23 protein-coding genes are annotated in these 24,400 nt (G+C 74.3%); 14 read left to right on the forward strand and 9 right to left on the reverse strand.

Going from position 1 to position 24,400, the window contains the following annotated elements; genetic code table 11:
- The 7 genes from nuoI to ABZ793_RS05700 all read left to right on the forward strand — a co-directional run bounded on the left by nuoI (position 1) and on the right by ABZ793_RS05700 (position 8,001).
- Positions 1-642, forward strand: coding sequence for an NADH-quinone oxidoreductase subunit NuoI (nuoI, locus tag ABZ793_RS05670; RefSeq protein WP_121397080.1), 642 nt, complete (start codon positions 1-3; stop codon positions 640-642).
- Positions 639-1,409 (forward strand): NADH-quinone oxidoreductase subunit J, encoded by a 771-nt coding sequence (locus ABZ793_RS05675; protein WP_350701869.1) that lies wholly within the window; start codon positions 639-641, stop codon positions 1,407-1,409. The genes nuoI and ABZ793_RS05675 overlap by 4 nt, the downstream gene beginning before the upstream one ends.
- Positions 1,406-1,705 (forward strand): NADH-quinone oxidoreductase subunit NuoK, encoded by a 300-nt coding sequence (gene nuoK, locus ABZ793_RS05680; protein WP_350701867.1) that lies wholly within the window; start codon positions 1,406-1,408, stop codon positions 1,703-1,705. Before ABZ793_RS05675 ends, nuoK begins: the two co-directional genes overlap by 4 nt.
- 11 nt (positions 1,706-1,716) lie before the next feature.
- Positions 1,717-3,675 (forward strand): NADH-quinone oxidoreductase subunit L, encoded by a 1,959-nt coding sequence (gene nuoL, locus ABZ793_RS05685; protein WP_357452443.1) that lies wholly within the window; start codon positions 1,717-1,719, stop codon positions 3,673-3,675.
- 64 nt (positions 3,676-3,739) lie between these two features.
- A complete protein-coding gene (locus ABZ793_RS05690; RefSeq protein WP_350701863.1) occupies positions 3,740-5,275 on the forward strand; it encodes an NADH-quinone oxidoreductase subunit M in 1,536 nt (511 codons plus the stop codon).
- Positions 5,272-6,825: an NADH-quinone oxidoreductase subunit NuoN gene (gene nuoN / locus ABZ793_RS05695; protein WP_357452446.1), complete on the forward strand. Its 1,554-nt coding sequence runs from the start codon at positions 5,272-5,274 to the stop codon at positions 6,823-6,825. The genes ABZ793_RS05690 and nuoN overlap by 4 nt, the downstream gene beginning before the upstream one ends.
- A gap of 90 nt (positions 6,826-6,915) precedes the next feature.
- Positions 6,916-8,001 carry a polyprenyl synthetase family protein gene (locus ABZ793_RS05700; protein ID WP_357452449.1) on the forward strand — a complete coding sequence of 362 codons (1,086 nt, stop codon included), beginning with the start codon at positions 6,916-6,918 and terminating at the stop codon, positions 7,999-8,001.
- A gap of 46 nt (positions 8,002-8,047) precedes the next feature.
- Here ABZ793_RS05700 and ABZ793_RS05705 read toward each other — a convergent pair whose 3' ends face one another.
- The 3 genes from ABZ793_RS05705 to ABZ793_RS05715 are packed head-to-tail and all read right to left on the reverse strand — an operon-like array spanning position 8,048 to position 10,108.
- On the reverse strand, positions 8,048-8,524 hold the full coding sequence (locus ABZ793_RS05705) for a hypothetical protein (RefSeq protein WP_357452452.1): 477 nt from the start codon (positions 8,522-8,524) through the stop codon (positions 8,048-8,050).
- Complete coding sequence (locus ABZ793_RS05710) at positions 8,521-8,880, reverse strand: hypothetical protein (protein WP_357452455.1); 360 nt, start codon at positions 8,878-8,880, stop codon at positions 8,521-8,523. Before ABZ793_RS05710 ends, ABZ793_RS05705 begins: the two co-directional genes overlap by 4 nt.
- 46 nt (positions 8,881-8,926) lie before the next feature.
- Positions 8,927-10,108 carry an MFS transporter gene (locus ABZ793_RS05715; protein WP_357452458.1) on the reverse strand — a complete coding sequence of 394 codons (1,182 nt, stop codon included), beginning with the start codon at positions 10,106-10,108 and terminating at the stop codon, positions 8,927-8,929.
- Between the two features lie 154 nt (positions 10,109-10,262).
- Here ABZ793_RS05715 and ABZ793_RS05720 point away from each other — a divergent pair, with 154 nt between their 5' ends.
- On the forward strand, positions 10,263-11,045 hold the full coding sequence (locus tag ABZ793_RS05720; RefSeq protein ID WP_350701854.1) for an IclR family transcriptional regulator C-terminal domain-containing protein: 783 nt from the start codon (positions 10,263-10,265) through the stop codon (positions 11,043-11,045).
- A 144-nt stretch (positions 11,046-11,189) separates the two neighbouring features.
- On the opposite strand, the gene ABZ793_RS05725 is transcribed toward ABZ793_RS05720, so the two are convergent.
- Positions 11,190-13,331 carry a PhoX family phosphatase gene (locus ABZ793_RS05725; protein WP_357452461.1) on the reverse strand — a complete coding sequence of 714 codons (2,142 nt, stop codon included), beginning with the start codon at positions 13,329-13,331 and terminating at the stop codon, positions 11,190-11,192.
- 248 nt (positions 13,332-13,579) lie between these two features.
- Between ABZ793_RS05725 and ABZ793_RS05730 the strand changes: the two genes are divergently transcribed.
- Both ABZ793_RS05730 and ABZ793_RS05735 read left to right on the forward strand, forming a co-directional pair.
- Positions 13,580-14,074 carry a sigma-70 family RNA polymerase sigma factor gene (locus tag ABZ793_RS05730; RefSeq protein WP_350702681.1) on the forward strand — a complete coding sequence of 165 codons (495 nt, stop codon included), beginning with the start codon at positions 13,580-13,582 and terminating at the stop codon, positions 14,072-14,074.
- Complete coding sequence (locus ABZ793_RS05735; RefSeq protein ID WP_357452464.1) at positions 14,071-14,763, forward strand: zf-HC2 domain-containing protein; 693 nt, start codon at positions 14,071-14,073, stop codon at positions 14,761-14,763. Before ABZ793_RS05730 ends, ABZ793_RS05735 begins: the two co-directional genes overlap by 4 nt.
- Positions 14,764-14,870: 107 nt before the next feature.
- Here ABZ793_RS05735 and rarD read toward each other — a convergent pair whose 3' ends face one another.
- The 4 genes from rarD to eccE form a co-directional block, all read right to left on the reverse strand.
- The gene (gene rarD / locus ABZ793_RS05740) at positions 14,871-15,803 is read right to left on the reverse strand and encodes an EamA family transporter RarD (protein ID WP_357452467.1); all 933 of its coding nucleotides are present in this window, start codon (positions 15,801-15,803) and stop codon (positions 14,871-14,873) included.
- On the reverse strand, positions 15,800-16,300 hold the full coding sequence (locus ABZ793_RS05745) for a GNAT family N-acetyltransferase (RefSeq protein ID WP_357452470.1): 501 nt from the start codon (positions 16,298-16,300) through the stop codon (positions 15,800-15,802). Before ABZ793_RS05745 ends, rarD begins: the two co-directional genes overlap by 4 nt.
- 81 nt (positions 16,301-16,381) lie before the next feature.
- Positions 16,382-16,768: a phage holin family protein gene (locus ABZ793_RS05750; protein WP_350701847.1), complete on the reverse strand. Its 387-nt coding sequence runs from the start codon at positions 16,766-16,768 to the stop codon at positions 16,382-16,384.
- Between the two features lie 189 nt (positions 16,769-16,957).
- The gene (gene eccE / locus ABZ793_RS05755; protein ID WP_357452474.1) at positions 16,958-18,850 is read right to left on the reverse strand and encodes a type VII secretion protein EccE; all 1,893 of its coding nucleotides are present in this window, start codon (positions 18,848-18,850) and stop codon (positions 16,958-16,960) included.
- 257 nt (positions 18,851-19,107) lie between these two features.
- Between eccE and ABZ793_RS05760 the strand changes: the two genes are divergently transcribed.
- Positions 19,108-19,428, forward strand: a complete 321-nt coding sequence (locus ABZ793_RS05760) for a WXG100 family type VII secretion target (RefSeq protein ID WP_350701843.1) — start codon at positions 19,108-19,110, stop codon at positions 19,426-19,428.
- Between the two features lie 27 nt (positions 19,429-19,455).
- Positions 19,456-19,749: a WXG100 family type VII secretion target gene (locus tag ABZ793_RS05765; protein ID WP_350701842.1), complete on the forward strand. Its 294-nt coding sequence runs from the start codon at positions 19,456-19,458 to the stop codon at positions 19,747-19,749.
- A 108-nt stretch (positions 19,750-19,857) separates the two neighbouring features.
- Here ABZ793_RS05765 and mycP read toward each other — a convergent pair whose 3' ends face one another.
- Complete coding sequence (mycP, locus tag ABZ793_RS05770; RefSeq protein ID WP_357452479.1) at positions 19,858-21,138, reverse strand: type VII secretion-associated serine protease mycosin; 1,281 nt, start codon at positions 21,136-21,138, stop codon at positions 19,858-19,860.
- A gap of 152 nt (positions 21,139-21,290) precedes the next feature.
- Between mycP and ABZ793_RS05775 the strand changes: the two genes are divergently transcribed.
- The gene (locus ABZ793_RS05775; RefSeq protein WP_357452482.1) at positions 21,291-24,038 is read left to right on the forward strand and encodes an SseB family protein; all 2,748 of its coding nucleotides are present in this window, start codon (positions 21,291-21,293) and stop codon (positions 24,036-24,038) included.
- Positions 24,035-24,400 carry a hypothetical protein gene (locus ABZ793_RS05780; protein WP_357452485.1) on the forward strand — a complete coding sequence of 122 codons (366 nt, stop codon included), beginning with the start codon at positions 24,035-24,037 and terminating at the stop codon, positions 24,398-24,400. Before ABZ793_RS05775 ends, ABZ793_RS05780 begins: the two co-directional genes overlap by 4 nt.

Below are 24,400 nucleotides of genomic sequence, written 5' to 3' on the forward strand. Positions count from 1 at the left end.
GTGGGCGCGATCACCGGAACGTTCAAGGGCTTCGGTGTCACCTTCTCGCACATGTTCAAGAAGGTCGTCACCACCGACTACCCGTTCAAGCCGCCGGTGTCGGCGCCGCGCTACCACGGGCGGCACATCCTCAACCGGCACCCCGACGGGCTGGAGAAGTGCATCGGCTGCGAGCTGTGCGCCTGGGCCTGCCCGGCCGACGCGATCTACGTCGAGGGCGGCGACAACACCGACGAGCAGCGCTTCTCGCCGGGTGAGCGGTACGCCAGCATCTACCAGATCAACTACGCCCGCTGCATCTTCTGCGGGCTCTGCATCGAGGCCTGCCCGACCCGCTCGCTGACGATGAGCAACGAGTACGAGCTGGCCCGGGACAGCCGGCAGGATCTGATCTTCACGAAGGAGCAGTTGCTCGCGCCGCTGCTGCCGGGCATGGAGCAGCCGCCGCACCCGATGCGGCTGGGCGACAGCGAGAAGGACTACTACGTGGGGGCGCTGACCAACCCGGGCACCTCGGCCGGCGCGGAGCACTCGGCCAACAACCCGGGCCGGTACCAGGTGGAGGAGCACCCCGGTGTGACCTTCCCCGGCGCCGAGCAGCACGCCCAGCGGGCGGCGGCCGCCAAGGGGGACGGAGCATGACCACGCAGACGGTGCTCGCCGCGGCGGGCGAGGTCTCCGGCGGGGAGCAGGTGACGTTCTGGATCCTGGCCCCGCTGGCGCTGATCGGCGCGATCGGGATGGTCGCGGCGCGCAACGCCGTGCACTCGGCGCTCTGGCTGGTGCTGACCATGCTCTGCCTGGGCGTGTTCTACGTGCTCCAGGCCGGGCCGTTCATCGGCATGGTGCAGATCATCGTCTACACCGGCGCGATCATGATGCTCTTCCTGTTCGTGCTGATGCTGGTGGGCCGGGACGCCTCGGACTCGCTGATCGAGACGCTCCGCGGCCAGCGGGTCGCGGCGGTGGTGCTCGGGCTCGGCTTCGCCGGCCTCGTCGGCGGCGGGCTCTGGCGCGCGCTGGAGGGCACCACGGCCGTCGGCCTGGAGCAGGCCAACGCCGAGGGCAACGTGCAGGGCATCGCCCGGCTGCTCTTCACCAAGTACGTCTTCGCGTTCGAGCTCACCTCGGCGCTGCTCATCACCGCCGCGGTCGGCGCGATGGTGCTGGCGCACATCGAGCGGCGCAAGCAGGACAAGCTGGACCAGCCGACGACCATGCGGGCGCGCTTCGCCCCGGGCAACTACCCCGGTCCGAAGCCCGGCCCGGGCGTCTACGCGACCTCGTCCTCGGTGGCCACCCCGGCGCGCCTGCCCGACGGCCGGCTGACCGAGGTGAGCACCCCCGACATCCTGCCGGTACGCGAGCTCACCGACCGGGAGACCTCGCTGAAGGGGACCGAGAAATGACGCCCGACTACTACCTGGTGCTGGCCGCGGTGCTGTTCACCATCGGCGCGGCCGGTGTGCTGATCCGGCGCAACGCGATCGTGCTGTTCATGTGCATCGAGCTGATGCTCAACGCGGCCAACCTGATGCTGGTCACCTTCAGCCGGATCAACGGTGACCTCAACGGCCAGATCATGGCGTTCTTCGTGATGGTGGTCGCGGCGGCCGAGGTCGTGGTCGGGCTCGCGATCATCATGGCGATCTTCCGGACCCGGCGCTCCGCGAGCGTCGACGACGCCAACCTGCTGAAGTACTGAGGGGTCCTGCGGTGGGAACGATTCTGACGAACGCCCCGGCTGAGCCGGCGGGCACCGTCGCGTACGCGACGGCGGACGGGCTGCTGGGCAGCGTCTGGCTGCTGGTGGCGATCCCGCTGGTCAGCGCGGCGATCCTGCTGCTGCTCGGCCGGCGGGCGGACCGCTGGGGGCACTGGCTCGGCGTGGCCGCCATCGGCGCCGCGTTCGTGCTGGGCCTGACCTACTTCTTCCAGCTGCGTGGCCTGGAGAACAAGTCGGTCGAGCTGAGCCTGTGGGACTTCATCACGGTCGGCGACCTGCGGGTGGACTTCGGCCTGCTCTTCGACCCGCTGGCCGCCGTCTTCGTGCTGCTGATCACCGGGGTGGGTTTCCTGATCCACCTCTACGCGGTCGAGTACATGGCGCACGACGCGGGGCGCCGGCGGTTCTTCGGGTACTTCAACCTGTTCGTCGCCGCCATGCTCCTGCTGGTGCTCGGCAACAACTACGTGATGCTCTACTTCGGCTGGGAGGGCGTCGGTCTGGCGTCGTACCTGCTGATCTCCTTCTGGTACGAGCGGCCGAGCGCCGCCACGGCCGGCAAGAAGGCGTTCCTGATGAACCGGGTCGGCGACGCCGGCCTGGCGATCGGCATCTTCATCATGTTCGCCACCCTCGGCACCACCCAGTACGACGAGGTCTTCAACGGCGTCGGCTCGCTGACCGCGACCACGGTGCTGGTGCTCGGCCTGCTGCTGCTGCTCGGCGCGACCGGCAAGTCCGGCCAGTTCCCGCTCCAGGCGTGGCTGCCGGACGCGATGGAGGGTCCGACCCCGGTGTCGGCGCTCATCCACGCCGCCACCATGGTCACGGCGGGCGTCTACCTGATCGCCCGCTCCAACCCGATCTTCTCGGCCAACTCCACCCTCCAGCTCGTGGTGGTGAGCGTCGGCGCGCTGACCCTGCTGATCGGCTGCGTCATCGGCGCGGCCAAGGACGACATCAAGCGGGTGCTGGCCTGGTCGACGGTGAGCCAGATCGGCTACATGTTCGTCGGCGTCGGCCTCGGTGGGGGCGCGTACGCGCTGGCCATCATCCACCTGCTGGCGCACGGCTTCTTCAAGGCCAACATGTTCCTCGGCGCCGGCTCGGTCATGCACGGCATGAACGACCAGGTCGACATCCGCCGCTTCGGTGGCCTCTCGAAGCACATGAAGGTCACCTGGCTGACGTTCATGATGGGCTGGCTCGCCATCATCGGCATCCCGCCGCTGTCCGGCTACTTCTCCAAGGAGCCGATCATCGTGGCCGCGTTCGGGCGGGAGGACTGGACCGCCTGGCTCTTCGGCGGCGCGGCCCTGCTCGGCGCCGGGCTGACCGCGTTCTACATGACCCGGCTCTTCGTGCTCACCTTCCACGGCCCGAAGCGCTGGACGGAGGACATCGAGCACCCGCACGAGTCGCCGAAGCTGATGACCGTCCCGCTGGTCCTGCTGGCGATCGGCTCCGTCGGGGCCGGCTACCTGCTCTCCACCTCGGTGCCGGACTGGCTGACCGCCACCGCCGGGCTGGGCGGCCAGGAGGCCGAGCACCACCCGGTGCTCTCGCACGCCGTGGTCACGATCCTGTCGATCCTGGTCACCGTGCTCGGTGCCGGGCTCGCCTGGTTCCTGTTCCGGGGCGGCACGGCCACCGCGCCGCAGCCGGCCGGGGTGCTGGTCACCGCCGCCCGGCGCAACCTCTACACCGACGCGTTCAACGAGGCGGTCTTCGAGAAGCCGGGCATCTTCCTCACCCGGGCGCTGGTCTACCTGGACAACCGGGGCGTCGACGGGCTGGTCAACGGCCTCGCGGCGGGGATCGGTGGCGGCTCGGGCCGGCTCCGGCGGCTCCAGACGGGCTTCGTCCGGTCGTACGCCACCTCGATCCTGGCCGGCGCGCTGCTGGTGGTGGCGGCGTTCCTGGCCGTCGAGGCGGGGTGGCTGGCGTGATCGACCTCTTCCAGGCGGCCGTCGTCGGCGGACCGCGCAGTGACGACGGAGGTAAGGCCGCATAATGTCCGACTTCCCGTTCCTCTCGGTGCTCACCGTGGCGCCGCTGGTCGGTGCCCTGGTGGTGGCCTTCCTGCCGCGCAGCCGGCCGGAACTGGCCAAGCAGGTGGCGCTCGGCTGGTCGCTGCTGGTGCTGGCGCTGTCGGTGGTCATGTGGGTGACCTTCCAGGTCGGCGGTGACCGCTTCCAGTTCCGCGAGTCGTACCCGTGGATCCCGAACTGGGGCGTCAGCTTCACCTTCGCCGCCGACGGCATCGCGCTGGTCATGCTGATGCTGATCGCGGTGCTGGTGCCGCTGGTGATCCTGGCGTCCTGGCACGACGCCGAGTCGTCGAAGCGGTCGGTGCCGGTCTACTTCGCGCTGCTGCTCGTCCTCGAGTGCACGATGATCGGCGTCTTCGCCGCCGCCGACGTCTTCCTGTTCTACGTGTTCTTCGAGGTCATGCTGGTGCCGATGTACTTCCTCATCGGCAGCTACGGCGGCCACCAGCGGCAGTACGCGGCGGTGAAGTTCTTCCTCTACTCGCTCGTCGGCGGCCTGTTCATGCTCGCCGCGGTGATCGGCCTCTGGGTCGTCGGCGGGAAGACCTTCGACTGGCAGGCGCTGTCCCAGGTGGATATCTCCACCGGCACGGAGCGCTGGCTGTTCCTCGGCTTCTTCCTCGCGTTCGCGATCAAGGCGCCGTTCTTCCCGTTCCACACCTGGCTGCCGGACGCCGGTGGCGCGGCCCCGGCCGGCGCGGCGGCGCTGCTCGTCGGCGTGCTCGACAAGGTCGGCACGTTCGGCATCCTGCGCTACTGCCTGCCGCTGTTCCCGGACGCGGCCAAGTGGTTCGCCCCGTGGGCGCTGGCGCTGGGCCTGATCGGCATCATCTACGCCGCGCTGCTGGCGGTGGGCCAGAACGACCTCAAGCGGCTGGTGTCGTACACGTCGATCGCGCACTTCGGCTTCATCGGGGTGGGCATCTTCGCCTTCACCACCCAGGCGGGCACCGGCGCGGTGCTCTACATGCTCAACCACGGCCTCGCCACCGGCCTGCTCTTCCTGGTGGTGGGCATGCTCATCGCCCGGCGCGGCTCGGCGCTGATCAGCGACTTCGGCGGCGCCGGCAAGCTGGTGCCGCTCCTGGCCGGGGTGCTCTTCTTCGCCGGTCTGGCCTCGCTCGCGCTGCCGGGCACCGCGCCGTTCGTCTCCGAGTTCCTGGTGCTGATCGGCACGTTCACGGTGAACAAGCCGGTCGCGGTGATCGCGACGCTCGGCATCATCCTGGCCGCCGCGTACGTGCTGTGGATGGTGCAGCGCACCACGCAGGGCACGCTCAATCCGGCGCTGACCGAGGTCGACGGCATGCGGCGGGACCTCAACCTGCGCGAGAAGTTCGTGGTCGCCCCGCTGATCGTGCTGATCGTGCTGCTCGGCTTCTACCCGAAGCCGGTGACCGACGTGATCAACCCGGCAGTGCAGGCGACCATGCAGGACATCGGCAGGACCGACCCCGCCCCGACCTCGGGCGGCACCGTCCAGGAGGCGGCAAAGTGAATGAGCTGAAACTGCCGTCGATCGACTACGCGGCGCTCGCGCCGACCCTGATCATGCTGGGTGCCGCGCTGCTCGGCGTGCTGGTCGAGGCGTTCGTGCCCCGCCGGCTCCGGCACGTGGTGCAGCTCTCGTTGGCCCTGCTGGCGGTGCTCGCCGCGCTGACGATGGTGGTGCTGGCGGCGGACGAGCGGTCGATCACCATCGGCGGGGCGATCGCGGTCGACGGGCCGACGCTCTTCCTCCAGGGCGCGATCCTGGTCCTCGCCGCGATGGCGCTGCTGCTCATCGGCGAGCGCTCGGTGGAGCGGGGCGGGGCGTTCGTCGCCCAGGCCGCGGTCACCGCCGAGTCGGCCGACGACCGTCGGCAGGCCGAGGGCAAGAACGGCCTCACCGAGGTCTACCCGCTGACCACGTTCGCGATCGGCGGCATGCTGATCTTCGTGGCGGCGAACGACCTGCTGACCATGTTCATCGCGCTCGAGGTCTTCTCGCTGCCGCTGTACCTGCTCTGCGCGCTGGCCCGCCGCCGGCGGCTGCTGAGCCAGGAGGCCGCGCTGAAGTACTTCATGCTCGGCGCGTACGCCTCGGCCTTCTTCCTGTTCGGCGTGGCCCTGGTGTACGGCTTCACCGCGGGCGTCCCGGGCCGGCAGGCGGGCGTCGACTTCGCCACCGTCCACGCGGCCGTGGCGAACTCCCCGGCCAGCCCGGTGCTGCTCTTCGCCGGCATGGCGATGCTCGCCATCGGTCTGCTCTTCAAGGCCGCGGCCGCCCCGTTCCACGTCTGGACGCCGGACGTCTACCAGGGCGCGCCGACCCCGATCACCGGCTTCATGGCCGCCTGCACCAAGGTCGCCGCGTTCGGCGCCCTGCTGCGGGTGTTCCACGTCGCCTTCGACGGGGCGCGATGGGACTTCACCCCGGTCCTCGGCGCGGTGGCGGTGCTGACCATGCTTGTCGGCGCGGTGCTGGCGGTCACCCAGACCGACATCAAGCGGCTGCTGGCGTACTCCTCGATCGCCAACGCCGGCTACCTGCTGGTGGGCGTGCTGGCGCCGAGCGCCGACGGCGTCTCGGGGACGATGTTCTACCTGGTCGCGTACGGCTTCTCGGTGCTCGCCGCGTTCGCCGTGGTGACCCTGGTGCGCGACGCCGACGGGGAGGCCACCCACCTGTCCCGCTGGGCCGGGCTGGGGCGGCGTTCGCCGTTCTACGCCGGCGTCTTCACCTTCATCCTGCTCGCCTTCGCCGGCATCCCGCTGACCAGCGGCTTCACGAGCAAGTTCGCGGTCTTCGGGCCGGCGCTCGACGGCGGGCAGGCGTGGCTGGTGATCGCCGGCGTGCTGACCAGCATGGTGCTGGCCTTCCCGTACCTGCGGGTCGTGGTGATGATGTGGCTCTCCGAGCCGGGCGAGTCGACGCCGACCGTCGCCGTGCCGGGCGGGCTGACCTCGGCCGCGCTGATGATCGGCGTGATCGCCACCCTGGTCCTCGGCGTCGCCCCGGCGCCGCTGCTCGACCTGGCCACCGGTGCCGCCGAATTTGTCAGATGACCGACGCTCTGGCCTGCGGGGGCCGGTACGCCACGGCGTGCCGGCCCCCGCGCCGTATCCCCCGTCCCGGGCAGGTCGGAGGGGTGTGGCATGGTTGAAGGCGTGGTGAATCCGGCTGGCGAGCGTTCAAGTGCCATCGGGTCCGGCGGCCGTCGGACCAGGGTGAGCACGAGTCAGTTCGGCGCGCTCGGCCTCTATCTCGCCGATCCCCGCGTCGAGGCGTCCGTGCTGGGCCTGCTGGAGGGCGTCGAGGTCGAGTTGCGGGCCAGTGTGGCCAGTGCCGACCCGTTCGTCACCGAGGCCGCCCGGCATCTCGTGGAGGCCGGCGGCAAGCGGTTCCGCCCGCTGCTGGTGGCGTTGGGCGCGCAGTTCGGCGACCCGACCAGCGCCCAGGTCGTGCCGGCCGCGGTGGTGATGGAGCTCACCCACCTGGCGACGCTCTACCACGACGACGTGATGGACGAGGCCGCCGTGCGCCGGGGGGCGCCCAGCGCCAACTCCCGGTGGACCAACTCGGTCGCCATCCTCGTCGGCGACTACCTCTTCGCCCGCGCCGCCGACATCGCGGCCGACCTGGGCATCGAGGCCGTACGCCTCCAGGCGCGCACCTTCGCCCGGCTGGTGCACGGCCAGATCGCCGAGACCGTCGGCCCCCGCCCCGGCGACGACCCGGTGGCCCACTACCTGGACGTGATCGCGGGGAAGACCGGCTCGCTGATCGCCACCTCGGCCCGCTTCGGCGGCATGTTCGGCGGCGCCGCCCCGGAGCACATCGAGGCGTTGGCCGGCTACGGCGAGACCATCGGGGTGGCCTTCCAGCTCTCCGACGACCTGCTCGACATCGCCTCGGAGTCGGTGGAGTCGGGCAAGACGCCCGGCACCGACCTGCGTGAGGGCGTGCCGACCCTGCCGGTGCTCTACGCGCTCGCCTCGGACGACGCCGACGCCGCCTCGGTGCGGCTGCGGGAGATCCTGGCCACCGGCCCGCTGACCGACGACGACCTGCATTCCGAGGCGCTCGGCCTGCTCCGCGAGAGCCCGGCGCTCAAGCGGGCCCGGGAGACGGTCCGCAGCTACGCCGAGGAGGCCCGGGAGCAGCTCGCGCCGCTCCCGGAGGGCCCGGCCCGCCGCGCCCTGGAATCCCTCTGCGACTACATCGCCGACCGCACGAGCTGACGCCCGTCCCGGCCGCCCCGCAGCAGGGGCGGCCCGGTGCGGCCGGTCAGTCGTGCTCGTAGTACTGGACCTGGATTCCCGCTCGACGGACGATCACGTCGGCGTGGTCGCCGAACGTCTCCAGGAGCACGTCGTCGAAACCACCCTGTTCGAGGGCCTCGGCGAAGGCGTACGCCCGCAGGTAGCGGGCCTCGTCGTGCCCTCGGTACGTGTCCCGCCGCGAGGAGGCCCAACCGCCCAGGCTGGGGTGCCGGTCGGCGTACTCGCCCACGCAGAGGTCGTCCGGGTCGGCCTGCGGCCCGTCGGCGGTGGTGCGTACCCACACGTCCTGGACGCCGAAGACGCACGGCTCCCCGTCGTTGAAGTAGGGCGTGAACTGCCGCCAGCCGAACTCCGTGACGGCCTCGTCGTCGAGCAGGGCGCGCAGGAGCGGTCGCAGCTCCTCCAGGGGCCGCTGCGGGACCCGGTGGCCCTGGGTGATCTCACCCTCGACCGGGATGCCGAGGAAACTGACGTGACTCACTGGTCGCCTCCGAGCAGGGTGGAGAGGGGCAGGTCCTTGCGCTGGGCGCCGGACATCCAGGGGCGGATCGGCATCCCGTCGAGGTAGTCGGCGGGGCTGGGCAGCCAGCCCAGGTCCTCCAGCACGTGTCGTTCGGCGATCAGGCGGACCGGGACGCGCTTGCGGCCGACCTGCAGGGTGTCGCCGAAGATCCGCTGGCAGAGGTAGATGCCGGCGGTGTGGTGGTACATCGCGCGGTGCCGGACGTCCCCGATGATCTGTTTGGAGGAGTCGATGAACTCCTCGATCGGCAGGTAGTCCTCCGGCGTGCCGCCCCACTTGCGCGCCGCCGACTGCGCGTGGTGCCACGAATTCATGATCGACAAACTAGCCGTCGGCACCGACAGGATCGGCCCGGCCCGCTCAGTGGCGGGTGAGCAGCCGGCTGCCGGTGAGCATCAGGGCGGCGGCGGCCAGCATGGCCGCCCCGGCGGTGAGCCACATCGCGGGGTAGCCGGCGTGGGCGGCAACCGTGCCGAGGCCCAGCGGGCCGAGGCACCCGCCCGCGTACACCCCGGTCTGGGTGATCGAGGTGGCGGCGGCCGGGGCCTGCGGGTGCAGCCGGACCACCGCGAACGTCATCAGCCCCGGCCACGCCCAGCCCAGGCCGAAGCCGAGCACCACGCCGAGGACCAGCGGCGCCGGACCGGCGACGGCGAGCAGGCCCAGCCCGGCCGCGCCGACCACGAGCATGCCGGCGATGACGGCCACGTGCCCGGTGGGGCGCCGGTCCGCCAGCCAGCCCGCGCAGACCCGCGCGGTGACGCAGACCGCGCTGCCGAGGGTCAGGGTCAGCCCGGCCAGTCCGGGGGTGAGTCCCCGGTCGACGGCGGAGTCCACCACGAAGGTGCCCAGCGCGTTCGCGGCCGCCGCGGCGAGCATCGCGGCGGCCCCGACCACCAGCAGGGCCGCCGTGGCGCGGCCGGCGCGGGCGGGGGCGGCCGTCCGGCCCGGGCGCGGCTCCCGCGCGGGTACGGCGGGCAGCGCCGCCAGGGCCGCCCCGGCGGCCACCACGAACGCCCACCGCCAGCCGGCGGTCAGCGCGACCGTCGGCACCGCCGCGCCGGCCAGCAGGGTGGAGACGGGGATGGCGGCCTGCTTCACCCCGAACGACAGCCCCTGCCGCCGCGCCGGCACGTGCCGGGCCAGTGCGGCGTTGCTGGCGAGCTGGCCGAGGGCGTTGGCGGCGGCGCTGAGCGCCAGCAGCCCCACCAGCACGGCGTACGAGCGGGCGAGGGCGGCGACGGCGAGCATCGCCCCGGCGGAGAGCAGGATGGCGCAGCGGGCCACCACGGCCGGCCCGTACCGGTCGACGAGCCTTCCGGAGGGCACCGACGCCAGCGCGCCGACCCCGAAGTAGACGGAGACGGCCAGGCCCAGCCCGGCGGGAGAGAAGCCGAGGTCGTCGCCCAACTGCACGGCGAGCCCGCCGACCAGGAAGACCGGCAGGACGGAGGCGATGGTGACGGCGACGGCACCGGCGGCGGCCCGGGCGGGGCGGGGCGGCGCGACGTCCGGGGCGGGGTGGAGCGCGGGGCGGGTCATGGTGCGGCAAACCTACGCGAGGCCGTCTCGGGTCACGCACCGTGCCGGTGCGGGTACGCGCAGTTCCCGACGATCTGGCATCCTCCACCCGAACAGGCATTTCGCGCCGGGCCTGTATTTCATATGGTGTAAGTCCCCGGCGGCGGAGGTGGTTGTGCGCGACCCCTTGGCGGAACCTTCGGATCTCATCCGGAGCGTGTCCCGCGCGCTACGAGTGCTCGAGTCGGTCGGTCGCGCCCCGAAGGGGCTGACCGTCAAGCAGATCGCCCGGCGGTGTGAGCTGACGGTGGCGACGACCTACCACCTGGTCCGCACCCTGGCCTACGAGGGCTACGTGATCCGGCGCGAGGACGGCACGTACATCGTGGGCCTGGAGGTGGCCGACCGTTACCGCGAGCTGGTGACGGCGTTCCGGGGGCCGCCGGCGGTCGGGGAGAGCCTGCGCCGGGCCGCCGTGGACACGGGCTACAGCCACTACCTGGGCCGGTTCGTGGGCGGTCAGGTGGCCGTCACGGCCGTCGCCGAGGGCCCCCGCTCGCCCTACCTGGAGGACCTGGTGCCCGGGTTCGACGAGGGGGCGCACGCGACCGCCCTGGGCAAGGCCCTGCTCGCCACGCTGACCGCCGAGCAGCGCTTCCGCTACCTGCGCGAGTACGGCATGCGCCCCTTCACCTCCGCCACCCTGACCAGCACCGAGGCGTTCGAGGCCGACCTGGCCGCCGGCGACCGGCGCGGCATGCAGCTGGAGCTGGGGCAGTTCCGGCAGGGGGTGGCGTGCGCCGCGGTGCTGGTCAGCCCCGACAAGGACATGGAGCGCCGGGTGGTGCTGGCCTGCGCCCTGCCGGCCAGCGAGATGATGACCTCCGCCCGGGTGGTCCGGGCGAAGCTGCTCACCGCCGCCCGGGCCATCGCCGACGGCCTGGCGTCGGAGAGCTGACCCGGCCGACGGGCACCGCAGCGGCCGTGCCCGGCCCGGCTCCGCCGGGACGGGCGCGCCGTGCCCGGAAACGGCCGAGGGCCCTCACCCCGGCTGGGCGAGGGCCCTCGGTGGCGGTCCAGCGCCGGACCGCCCGAGGAGGCGTCAGCTGCCGACCGGCCCGCCGTCGAGACGCCAGGTCACCACCACGCCGGGCTTGGCGTAGTCGCCGTCCGGCCAGTTCGAGGCCGGCTTCTCGACCGACGCGCCGCTGATCTCACCCGGGTGCTGCACGGCCACGAAGACCGAGCGGTTGTCCCCGGTGATGAACGGGCCGCAGGCCTCCGCGCCCACCGGCACGGTCAGGAACTGCTTCAGGTGGCCCCGTTCCGGTCCCTCGACGGCGGTCGCGAAGAGGCCGTCGTTGCTGCCCAGCGCGTTGCCGTCGGTGGAGATCCAGAGGTTCCCGGTGGCGTCGAACGCCACGTTGTCCGGGCAGGAGATCGGGGAGACCGCCCCCTTGTCGTACCCGGCGAAGTACGTCGACGGGTCGGTCGGGTCGCCGCAGACGATCGGCAGCGACCACGCGAACGTCTCGGCGGAGTTGTCGCCACGGTCCTCGACCAGCTCCAGCACCTGACCGTGCTTGTTCAGGTTGCGCGGGTTGGCCTCGTCGGCGGCCGGCTTGCCGGCCTTGCCCCGGTCGGTGTTGTTGGTGAGCGCCACGTACACCTTGCCGGTGAGCAGGCTCGGCTCGACGTCCTCCGGGCGGTCCATCTTGGTCGCCCCGACCTTGTCGCCGGCGAGCCGGGTGAAGGTCAGCACGTCGGCGGCGGTCATCCCGTCGACGTACGAGCGGTTGCCGCTGACCAGCTTGATCCAGCGGCCCCGGCCGTTGAACGCGCCGTCGGCGGGGAGCTTGCCGGAACCGTCGATCTCGCCGGCGCTGGTCTGCTCCAGCTGGGCGACGTAGAGGGTGCCCGACTCCAGCAGGGTGAGGTTGTGCCTGCGGGCGACCCAGGAGTTGCCCTTCATGAACTTCTTGTCGGAGACGAACTTGTAGAGGTAGTCGAACCGCTCGTCGTCGCCCATGTACGCGACCACGTGCCCGCTGGCGGCGACGATGACGTTCGCGCCCTCGTGCTTGAACCGGCCCAGCGCGGTGTGCTTGCGCGGGCGGCTCTCCGGGTCGAACGGGTCGATCTCCACGATCCAGCCGTGCCGGTTGGCCTCGTTCGGGTGCTTGGCCAGGTCGAACCGCTCGTCGGCGCGCTCCCACTTGCGGCTGCCGCTCGGGTAGCGGGCGGTGGTGGTGATGCCGTAGCGGGCCAGCTTCGGCTTGTCCGCCTCCGGCGCGCCGTCGCCGCCGACGAAGTACTGGTTGAAGTTCTCCTCGCCGGAGAGCACCGTGCCCCACGGGGTCACCCCGCCGGCGCAGTTGTTGAGGGTGCCGACGACCGTGCGGCCCTTCGGGTCGGCGGCGGTCCTCAGGGCGGCCGAGCCGGCGGCCGGCCCGGTCAGCTCGAACTTCGTGGCCAGCGCCGTGATCCGCCGGTTGTACGGCCGGCGGCCCTTGGTGACCGGCCGCCACTGCCCGGTGCCCTCGACCCGCTCCAGTTCCACCACGGACATGCCGTGCGCGGCCATCGCGACCCGGAGCTGCTCCACGGTCAGCGCGTCCTGGCCGGTGAAGCCGGGGAACATCAGGTCCTCGTTGGTGTACTCGTGGTTGACCACGAGCAGCACCCGCTGCCCGCGCCCGTCCAGCGGCAGCACCCCGACGAAGTCGTTGTTGTAGCCGAACTGCTTGGCCTGCGCGGCGGCGGTCTGGCCGTGCAGGTCGAACTCGGGCGCGCCCGGGACGACCGGGTCGCCCCAGCGGATGACGACCGCGTGGTCGTACCCGTTGGGGACGACGAAGGTGTCCAGGGTGTTCGGCGGGACCGGCTTGAAGGTCAGCGCGCCGCTGCCGACGCCGCCGGAGGGGCGGCCGAAGCCGGCGCCCTCGGGCACCACGGGGGCGGCGGGGGCGGCCGCGGCGGGGGCGGCCGCGGCGGGGGCGGCGCCGGCCAGCGCGCCGGCCGCCGCGCCGCCGAAGCCAAGGACCAGTGCGCCCACCGCGCCGGCCCGGACCACGCCGCGCCGGGAGACCTCCGCGCCCACCACGTCGCCGAAGTACGCGTTGTCGGAGGTGTTCGGAACCGGGTGGTCGCAGGCGTTGCCGCACCGGTACAGACAGGTCATGGCGTCGCGGCTGCCGTGGCGGGTGGCGCCCAGCAACGGGAGCAGCCGGGGACGGTCGCTCATGGAAGGAGCCTCCTGGAGGGGTCGGTGCACGCCGGACAGCCGCTGGCGTGCGTACCCGCCGGACGGTAGGAGGACCTGGTGAGCGGGCGTCGGCGGCGGCGTGAACCGGGCGTGAACACCTCCGTCGGGACTGCCACGATGACCTGCGGCTGAACCGATCCGGGTGACGGCACGTATTCCCGTGCGAACGCCACTGTCGGACTCGCGCCGAGAGCGAGGAGACCGCCATCAGCGACCACGACGCCCAACTGCTCCGCGCGCTGCACGACGAGCACGCGGAGGCGCTCTACGCGCACGCCCTGCGCCTCGTCAACGGCGACCGGCAGCGGGCAGAGGACCTGGTGCAGGAGACGCTGCTGCGGGCCTGGCGGCACCCGGAGTCGCTCGACCCGGAGCGCGGCTCGGTCCGGGCCTGGCTCTTCACCACCGCCCGCAACCTGGCCATCGACGCCTGGCGGCGGCGCTCCACCCGGGTCGGCGAGGTCTTCACCGACGAGCTGCCCGAGCCCCCGGAGACGGTGGACGAAGCGGAACGCGCGGTGGAGGCGTGGACCGTCGCCGAGGCGCTGAACCGGCTCAGCCCCACCCACCGGGAGGTGCTGGTGGAGTGCTTCTACCAGGGGCGGTCGGTGGCCGAGGCGGCCTCCCGGCTGGGCGTGCCGCCGGGCACCGTGAAGTCCCGGACGCATTACGCCCTGCGCTCACTACGGTTGGTCCTGGCCGAGATGGGGGTGACCGCATGACCCGGTGCGACTTCGCGCACGACGACGGCGCGTACGTGCTGGGTGCGCTGGCCCCCGCCGAACGGGCGGCCTACGAGCGGCACCTCGCCGGCTGTGTCGCGTGCCGCGAGGCGGTCGCCGAGATCGCCGTTCTGCCCGGCCTGCTGGGCCGGCTCGATCCGGCCGGGCTGGAGCAGTTCCTGCCATCGCCGGAGAACCCCCGGGTGTCCGAGCTGCTCACCGCCGCGGGCGACCGCCGGCGCCGGGAGCGGTCGGCCGCCCGCCGCCGGTACGCCCTCACCGCCCTCGCCGCCGCCGCGCTGGCCCTGGTCGTCGGCGTCGGCACCGCCGTGGTGCTGCCCCGCGAGGCGGCCACCCCGCCGCCCGGCGACGTGCGGATGGTCACCATGCAGCCGGTGGCCGGCGACGTGCCGGTGTCCGCCGAGATCGCCCTGACCAGCACCGGCTGGGGCACCGAGGTGCGGATGCGCTGCGGGTACGTCGCCAGGGCGGGCTACGCCAAGGCGTACACCTTCCGGCTGGTGGCGCACGGCCCGGACGGCGCGACGGAGCAGGTCGGCTCCTGGCTCGCCGCCCCCGGCGACGACCTGCGGATCACCGGCGCGACCCGCTTCACCGACGCCGAACTGGTCCGTCTGGAGCTGCTCCGCGCCGACGGCACCCCCGTCCTCGCCTACGACGTCCGCTGACCCGCCCCTCGCCCCGGCCCTCCCGTCCCCGCGCCGTCGATCTCGCACATCCCTTTTTGTCAGGGCGAGCAGTGCAAGATCGCGAGGGGTGAGGGGCGGGGGTGGGGTCAGCGGGTCGTGGCGGGGGTGGGGGCGGCGTGGCGGGCGGCGACGGTGGCGGCGCGGGTGCGGCGGGACTGGTGGAGGGCGTCGATGGTGAAGACGATCAGCGCGGCCCAGACCAGGGCGAAGCCGGCCAGCCGGGCCGGCGGCATCGGCTCGTGGAAGATCAGCACGCCGCAGCCGAGCTGGAGGATCGGGGCGAGGTACTGGAGCATGCCGAGGCCGGTGAGCGGGAGCCGGTTCGCCGCCCCGGCGAAGAGCAGCAGCGGGATCGCGGTCGCCGCGCCGGCCGCCACCAGCAGCGCGGTGTGCCCGACCGAGACGTGCCCGAAGGTGGCGTCGCCGCCGGCGGTGAGCCAGCCCAGGTACGCCAGCGCGGGCAGCGCCAGCACCGCCGACTCGACGAAGAGCCCTTCCGCGGCGGGCAGCCCGAGTCGCTTCTTGACCAGTCCGTAGCCGGCGAAGCTGAGCGCCAGGACCAGCGCCAGGTAGGGCGGCCGGCCGTAGTCGACGGTCAGCACCGCCACGGCCAGCCCGCCGATGCCGAGCGCCAACCACTGCGCGGACCGCAGCCGCTCGCGCAGCACGGTGACGCCCAGCAGCACCACCACCAGCGGGTTGATGAAGTAGCCGAGGGCGGTCTCCACCACCCGGTCCGAGTTGACGCCGTAGATGTAGGTGCCCCAGTTGACCGCGATCAGCGCGGCGGCCGCGGCGACGCCGGCCAGCGCGCGGGGTCGGCGCAGCAACGCCCGCAGGAAGCCGACGTTGCGCATCGCGGCCAGCAGCAGAGCGACGAACGCCACCGACCAGACGATCCGGTGGGCCAGGATCTCCATCGGCCCGGCCGGGCGCAGCACCTTCATGTAGAGCGGGAAGAAGCCCCAGAGCAGGTACGCGCCGAAACCGTAGAGGTAGCCGAGGCGAAGTGGCGTCACGCCTCCAGCGTAAGGGGCGACTGACCGCCCGGTTCCTTGCCGGTGACCGGTCTCATCGGCTGGTCCCGCTGGTCGAGTTGCATCCAGTGGTGCGGCTCGGCCACCGGGGCGAAGCCCACCTTCGCGTACACCTCGTGGGCGTCGAAGGTGGCCAGCAGGATCCGGCGTACGCCCAGGCCGGCGAGGTGGTCGCGGACCGCGCCGGCCAACCAGGTGCCCAGCCCCCGGCCGCGCTCGCCCGGGTCGACGTAGACGTCGCAGAGCCAGGCGAAGGTGGCCCCGTCGGTGACCGCCCGGGCGACGGCGACCTGCCGCCCGTCGCCGGGGCGGTAGACGCCGAACGCCACCGACCCGGCGAGCGCGCGCGCCACCGTCTCCCGGTCCCGCCCGATCGCCCAGTACGCGTCGGTGGAGAGCCAGTGGTGCACGCGGTCCAGGTCGATCCGGTCCGGGTCGGTGCTGAGCTGGTAGCCGTCGTGGCGGGTCAGGGTGGTCACCCTGGTGACACTAGCCCGGCGACCCGGGCCGCTGAGCAGCCAGTTCCCGGCATCTGGTCGGCCGCCCCGCGGCGGCGCGGCTCAGTCCCGATCGAGGACGGCGCCGAGGATCCAGGTGACGATCCCGACGAAGAGCGCGCCGAGCACGGCCTCCGGCCAGAAGCTGTCGACATGGAAGGGCAGCCCGGCCTGGTCGGCGATCCAGCTCGTGAGCAGGAACAGCAGCCCGTTGACCACCAGCGCGATCAGCCCGAGGGTCAGCAGGTAGAAGCCGCAGCCGACGGTCTTGATGACCGGCTGGAGCACCGCGTTGACCACGCCGAAGATCGCCGCGACGAGGACGAGCGTGGTGACCGCGTCGGTGGCGGACTCCGATTCCAGCGTGATGCCCGGGATGAGCAGCGTGGCCAGCCAGAAGGCCAGTGCCGTGCTGGCCAGCCGGATCAGCAGCCCCTTGAGGAATCCCATGGCGGGATCGTGCCACGGACGCGCCACGCGCGGAACCCGCGAGATCGCCGGACCGCCGCGGGAAGCCGGATCCGCGGCCGGCCGCCGGGCGAGTGGCGCGCCGGTCAGTGGCGGGTGGCGCCGGTCGGTGGCGGGTGGCGCCGGCCGCCGAGCGAGTGGTGCGCCGGTCGGTGGCGGGTGGTGCGCCGGTCAGCGGCGGGAGGGGCGGCCGATGAGCTGTGACTCGATCGGGGTGGGCGAGAGCAGCGCCCAGCGCAGCGCGCGCCGGTTGACCACCGCGACCATGTCGTCCCGGATCCGGGTCAGCCACTCCGCCGACCCGCCGAGGCCCAACGCGGCGCCGGCCAGGGCCGCCTCGGCCGGATCGAGCGGTTGCAGCACGGCCAGGTCGGCCCGGCCCAGCGCGTCGGCGTCGGCCGGGGTCAGCTCGTCGCGGACCAGCAGCGTGGCCCGCCACGCGGGGCCCGGTTCCGGGTCGGCCGGCGTCGGGCCGGCGTCGACGACCACCAGCAGCGGGCACAGCGGCGAGCCCGGTCCGCCGCCCACCGGCCGGCCCGGCGGAACCAGCGGGATCATCGCGCCCGGCGTGCCGACGCCCCGCACGAACGGCTCCCAGCTGCGGGGGCGCGCCGTCTGCACCACCACCCGGGCGCCGAGCGCCATGGCCCGCAGCGCGACGAGCTGCGCCGCGCGTACCCCGCCGACGAGCATCACCCGGGTGCTCTCCGGCCGGAACAGCCGGACGGTCACCGCGCCGCCGTGCCGGTTCGTGCCGACCATCAGCCCCGCCTCGCCGACGGTCAGCTCCAACGCGTCGGGCGCCGGCCCCGGCCCCGGCGCCCCCGCCGCCGCGAGCGGCAGCGTGGCGGCCAGCCCGTCGAGCTGCGCGCCGTCGAGCCGGTGCACATCGCCGCCCGCCTCGGTCACCAGCCGGCGCAGCGCCTGGGCCGCGACCGAGAGCTCCGCCGGGGTGGCGGCGGCCAGCCGTACGGCCACCTCGGCCGGCGCCGACGCGGGGTCGGCGCCGGGCCACGGCCCGGCGCAGAGCGACACCGTGGTCGCCGTCGCGGGCAGCGCGAGCAGCCGGGGCACCAGCCGCCGGCCGGCCTCGGTGCGCGCGTCGGGCCAGCGGCGCAGCCGGAACGTGGTCTGGAGCAGGTCGCCCGCCCGCACCGTCTGCCAGGACTCCCGCGCCGGATGGTCGTCGTGGTGGGCCGACTCCGCCAGCACGCGCAGCGTCGCGTGCTCGCCGAGCGGGCGGGCGGCGACCGCCCCGAGCCGGCGCACGATCCGGCGTACGGTGCCGGAGAGCGCCCGCCGCAGCTCCTCGCCGGTCCAGCCCTCGGCGCGGAGCACCCGCACGGCGAGGACGGCCTGTTCCAGGCCGGCGAGCCGCCCGTCGGTGAGCTGCCGGTAGGACGTGGCGACCGTGCCGCCGCCCGCCCCGACCGTCGGCGCCGGCGCGCCCGTCAACAGGAGCTGGAGCCGGACCGGCGGCCCGTCCGGCGCGGCGGCCGACAACAGGGACGCCGGGAACGGCAGCGCGCGGGGACCGTCGCCGAGCAGGTCGGCCGGGTCGCCGACCTCCACCAGGGCCACCATGCCGGCGGCGTCGTCGAGCACGGCGGCCGGCGTGCCGGCCAGCTCGGCGGGGCGGACCACCGCACCCGGGTCGACCAGGTCCAGCAGGGCCGCCGGGCCCGCGGCCGGCGGCAGGGCGCGGCGGCGGGTCGCATAGCCCAGGCCGGTGGCGAGCCACTCGAAGAGCCAGCGCCCCCGCAGCCGCACCCACGCCAGGGGCAGCAGCGTCGCGGCCAGCGCCACGGCGGCCAGCGCCGCGAGCACGCCCCGGCCGGCGGCCGCGACCAGGGCGGCCACCGCGACCTGCGCGGCGACGACCTGACCGGCCCGGACGCCGACGGTCCGCCGCCGGGCGGCCGGAATCCACTGCGGCGGCAGGACGGCGCGGGGCCCCGACGCCCCCGGTGCGGGACCGGCCGGCGCGGGTGGGGCCGGGGCGGGGACGGCGGCGGCCGGCCGCGCGGCCGGCCGGACCGGGCCCGTGCTGGTGGTCACCGTCACCGTGCCTCCTCGACCGGTCACTCGCCGCGACATCGACGCCGCCCATCGTAAGGGCCTGCTCCGGGGAGCGGGAGCGCGGTTGTCCACAGGGGATGGCGGCGGGGTAGCAGAACCGCGACGTGACGGCTACCGTCAGCGACGAGTTCCGCTGACCCCGCGCCTGCCGCGCTCGACGCCCGGGCGGCGCGAGCGGGGCGCCCGAGTGAGCGGGCGCGCCGACGGCCAGCCACGACCGATGAGACGAGGTGACGTCCCGGGTGTCCCAGACCCAGGCAGAAGCAGCGGTGATGCAGCAGACCGCCGCGAAGTTCGAGCAGGTGGACCAGTCCCTGCAATCCATGCTGAGCAGCCTGATGGCCCAGCTGGAGGTGTTGCAGCAGGCCTGGCGCGGCGCCGGCGGGCGCTCGTTCGAGCAGGTCAAGCAGCAGTGGGCACAGGACCAGGCGACGCTGCAGCGGGCGCTGCGGGAGACCGCCGGCGCCATCCGCACGGCCGGTCAGCAGTACGACGTCTCGGACAGCGAGGCCGCCAGCCGCGTGTCCACCACCAACCGCGGCGGCATCCAGCTGCCGCTCTGACCCGGTCTTCGGGGGAGGAGACATCCGATGGACCACGGTGTGCTGGTCGTCAACTTCGCCGCGTTGCAGCAGGCCAGCGCGGACATCCAACGGGCGCTGAACACGCTCGACTCGCAGCTCGGGCAGCTCGAACGCGACGCCGCCCCGCTCGTGGCGAGCTGGTCCGGCGAGGCCCGGCAGGCGTACGAGCAGCGGCAGGGCCGCTGGCGCTCCGCCTCGCAGGACCTGCAGGCCATGCTGCGCGACATCAAGCTCGCGGTCGACGACTCCGCGGCCGACTATCTCGACACGGAGAAGAAGAACGTCGGCCTGTTCCAGTGAGCCACGCCCGGTGGTGGCGCCGACCCTGACCCGGTCGGCGCCACCACCGTCGTTCCCGCTCGTGACCGGGCGACCGGGCGGAGAGCCGGACCCCGCGGCAGCACGCCGTCAGGCCGGACCGGCGGGCTGCCAGCGGCGGCGGGCGCCGCGCGGCACGACCAGCGCCAGCAGCGCCGCCACCGCGACCGCCGCTCCGCTGACCCCGGCCACCAGCAGCGCCCGGTCCCGGGCCGTCGCCCGGCGGGCCTGCTGCGCCACCAGCGCCGGATCGTCCCGGTCGTCGGCGAGCGCCGTGGCCGGGCGCGGCCGCTCCGGCGCCCCGCCGCCGGTCTCGGTGACCGCCCGGTACGGGTTCAGCACCCCCGCGCCGTACCCGCCGCCCCCGCCGCCTCCGGGCGCCGGATCGGCGCTCGCCACGATCCGCTGCGCCACCTGCGCCGCGCTCAGCTCCGGCCGGTACTGCCGCAGCAACGCGGCCGTGGCCGCCACGAAGGGCGCCGCGTAGCTGGTCCCCTCGGCCCGGTGGTGCCCCTGGCCGGGGGCGGCCATCAGCACGTCGCTGCCCGGGGCGACCAGGTCGACGTACGCGCCGGTCTGGGAGAACGGGGAGCGGGTTCCGTCCGCCCCGATCGCGCCCACCCCGAGCACCCCGTCGTACGCGGCCGGGTAGGGCCGGGGGTCGCCGCTGTCGTGCAGGTTTCCGGCGGCGGCCACCACGACCACGTCCCGCTCGACCGCGTAGCCGACCGCGGCCCGCACCGCGGGGTTGTCCGCGTACAGCACGACGGAGAGGTTGAGCACGTCGGCGTCGTGGTCGACCGCCCAGCGGATGGCCCGGGCGAAGTCCTCGGCGCTGACCGTACGCCCCGACTCCCGCCCCTCGACGACCTGCTGCTCGCTGACCCGTACCGGCAGGATCCGGGCGCCCGGGGCGAGCCCGTGGAACGCCACCCCGTCGCGGGGGCCGGCGGCGATGATGCTCGCCACGCCGGTGCCGTGACCGGCGCAGTCCCGGCTGCCGTCGCCGCCCGGGTCGAGCAGGTCGGTGCCGTCGAGGACCCGCCCGGCCAGCTGCGGGTGGCGGCGGTCCACCCCGGAGTCGACGACCGCCACCGTCACCCCGGCCCCGGTGGCCAACGGCGCGAGCCGCTCCGGGGCGTACCGCTGGTGGGGCCAGGGCGGCGCGGACACCGGCCGGACCGGGGCGAGCGGGGACGGGCAGCCGGGGGCCGCCCGCGCGGTGAGCGCGGCGGGCCCGGAACGGCCGACGGCGACCGGTTCCGGGGCGGCCCGGTCCGGCCGGGCGGCGGCGGCCGGGGCGGCCGGGACGGCGGTCAGCAGCGCCGTCGTCAGGGCCGCCAGGAGCGGGCGGGCGGGGGACCGGGACATCGACCGCCTCCGTATCGTGTCGACTCCGGGACGGGATGTTAGCGCCTCCGGCGCGACGGCGCGGACCACCGCCGGCCAGCCATTGTGATCTTGTTTCTACCTTGTAGGTTGTACGCGATGCCTATGGCCTGTTCGCGGGAGGAGGGGTGGCCGTGACCGACTGGGAGCCGGCCACCGACGCCGAAGCGGCGTTGCGCGACGCGTTGCGCGCCAACGACCAGCAGCTCTACTTCCGCGTTCTGGCTCAGACCGAGCTGCTGCTGCCGGTCTCGGCCGAGGCGCTCGCCGGGAAGGCGCCGCTGGGCTGGGGCACCTGGACGACCGGCGGTCGTACCCATGTGCTGGCGTTCACCTCCGCCGCGGCCATGCGGGCCTGCCTCGGGGAGAACGCGGGCTCCGGCCGCCGCACCTCGTACGCCGACCTGGCTGCCGGCTGGCCCAACCACGAGTGGTGGCTGGCGGTGAACCCCGGCCTGCCCGTCGAGGGCTACCTGCCGGCCTGGTTCGTCTCCCAGCTCTCCCGGGGCGACGTCCGGCTGCCCGGCCGCACCCTGGGTGCGCGGGCCCGCCTGGAACGGGCGGAGACGGTCGCCCGGGTGCGGGCCCAGGCCACCGGTCGCGACCCGGCCGACGGGCCGGAGACCCGGCCGACCACCGGCAGCACGGGGCGGGCCGCCCTGGCCGGTGCCGCCCCGGCCAACGGCGCCCCGGCCGCCCGGCCCGAACCCCCGGCGACGTCGACGGCCGGCCGGGTGCCTGCGCCCGCCCGACCCGGGCCGCCGGAGCCGCCCCGCGCCGCCGTCCCACCCGCGTACCCGTCGAACCGGCCCGGCCCGCAGCAGGGTGACCCGGCGGCCGGCGACGCCGTGGCGGCTGTCGACCGGCCGGCGCCGTCCCGGTTCGTGCCGCTCGGCGACCGCGCGGAGGGCCGGCCGGTCCCGCCCCCGGCGCCGTCCTCGCCGACGAACGGTCGTCCCGCCGGCGAGACCCCGGAGCGGCCCAACCACCGGTCCTTCTTCGAACCGGCGTCCGGCCGCGCGTCCGCGCAGCGGCAGGAGGCGCTGCGCTCCGGCGAACGGGCCGTACCGCCGTCCCGCCTCGCGCGCGGCGGCCAGCCGTTTCCCCGGCGTCGGCCGCTCGCCGAGCCGGTGCCGGAGGGCCCGACCCACCCGATCCCGATCGCCCCGGCCGACGGGGAGCCGACCCGGGCCTTCGCGGTGCCGGGCGGGGAGAGCACCCAGGTGCTGCCGCCGCGCCGGGCGGACCCGTCCGCCGAGGACGTCACCCGCGACCTTCGCGTTTCCGCCCCCGACCCGGCACCGGCGTACGCCGCCCGCCGGCCGGACCCCGACGGTGACGTGACGCAGGCCCTGCCGCGCCCCCGGCCCACGCCCGAGCCCGGCGCGGAGCAGGAGCCGCCCTCGGCCGCGGAGCCGGTCTCCGGGCCGCCCGCGCCCCGGCGCGGGTTCACGCCGATCGTCATCGAGGGCACGGTCATCGAGTCGCGGGACCTCGCGGGGCCGCCCGCCGCTGCCCCGGCGGAGCCCGTGTCGCTGTTCGAGCCGGTGCGGCGGCCCGCCCCGACCGCCCCCGCTGGCCCGGCATCCGCCGGCTCGACCGTCACGGCGCCGACCGGCCCGACCGTCACGGCACCGGCCGGCCCGACCGTCACGGCGCCGACCGGCCCGACCGCCACGGCGGCCGGTGCGGTCGGCCCCGCCGACCCCGTTGCCACCGGACCCGGCGGGGTCGACGCACCCGGTTCGGTGGAGACCGCAGCCGCACCGGTGGAGACCGCCCCCGGCCTGTCCGACACCCCGTCCCGGCCGGCCGCCGCCGCGCCCGGGCCGCCCGACACCGCGCCCGGGCCGTCCGACACGCCGCCCGACACCGCGCCCGGGCCGGCGGCGGCCCGCGTCGAGCCCGTGCCGGTCGACTTCCAGCCGGCCAACGAGGTCGAGGAGAACCTGCTCGACGCCGCCGGGAGCGGCAGCACCGACACGTTCCTGTCCACGCTGCTGCTGGCCCGGGTGCTGCTGCCGGTGGCCGCCGACTCCGCGCCGGGCAGCCGGCCCGGCGAGCCCGGCTTCGTCTGGCGTACGGAGGAGCTCGACGGCGACACGTTCGTGGTGGTGCACACCTCGCCGGAGCGGCTCGCGGAGCACGCCGACGCGGCCGCCGAGACCATCGAGGTCAAGTTCGTCCAGCTGATCCGGCGGTGGCCGGACGCCTCCTGGTCGTTCGCGGTCAACCCGGGCAGCCCGGTCGGGGCGAAGCTGCCCGGCGAGCAGATCCTCGCGCTGGCCAACTGGGCGGCGGAGGTGGGGCTCGGCGACGACGCCGGGACCGAGGGCGAGGCGGCGGCCCCCGTCGAGGAGCCGGTCAGCCGCCCCCGCTACGCGGCACCCGACCCGGCCCGGCCGATCGTGATGCAGAAGGCGGTCGCCCCCAGCCAGCTCGCCTACTACCTGGAGCGGGGCTACGACCGGGTCTCCGGTTTCGTGCACCGGGCCAACGAGCTGGCCCACCTGAACACCCCGGCGCAGCTGCACGACGCGCTCGGCCTCGGTCACCCCGACTCGCCGTTCGCGCGGGACGCCGAGGAGATCTACGTGCTGCGCTGGCCGGCGCACCGACCCAGCCTCTACCGGATCCCGTACGGCGGGCAGAGCGAGGCCGCCATGCGGGCCATGGAGGGCTGGGTCATCGAGCGCCCGCCGTTCCGGGGCAACGGCTTCGCCCCGGGCGAGGGCAGCGACGTGGTGGCGGAGTTCAAGGTGGACAGCGCCCGGCTGCCGCACGGCGCGCAGCTCTGGCGGATCGGCGCGGACGGCACGGAGCGGGTGGTCGCCATCCTCGACACCGACGCGCTGCTGTGGCGACAGGTCGGTGCGCAGTGATCCGGGACGGCTACGTGGCCCGCTGGCGCGGCCGGGAGTACCAGGCGAGCCCGGACGGCGACGACGTCCGGCTCTACCAGCCCGAGTCGGGCGAGGGCTTCGAGGAGGTACGCCCCGGCCGGTACGTGCGGGTGGTCCCGGCCACCGAGGTCGACGACCTGGCGTACGTGCGGACGACCTGCACCTGGCAGGGGCAGCCGTTCATCGTTCTCGGCGAGCACGACGGCTGGCTGCGGGTGGAGTACACCGGCGGGCGCTGGCCCGTCGCCCGGGCGATGGGGCTGGAGGTCTTCGACTTCGGCGTCTACCAGGGCTGGGCGCCCGCCGCCGAGGTCGCCGACCTGCGCGAGCAGCGGGTCTGA

Source organism: Micromonospora sp. NPDC047465 (assembly GCF_040643125.1).
In the GTDB taxonomy this organism is placed as follows: Bacteria; Actinomycetota; Actinomycetes; order Mycobacteriales; family Micromonosporaceae; genus Micromonospora.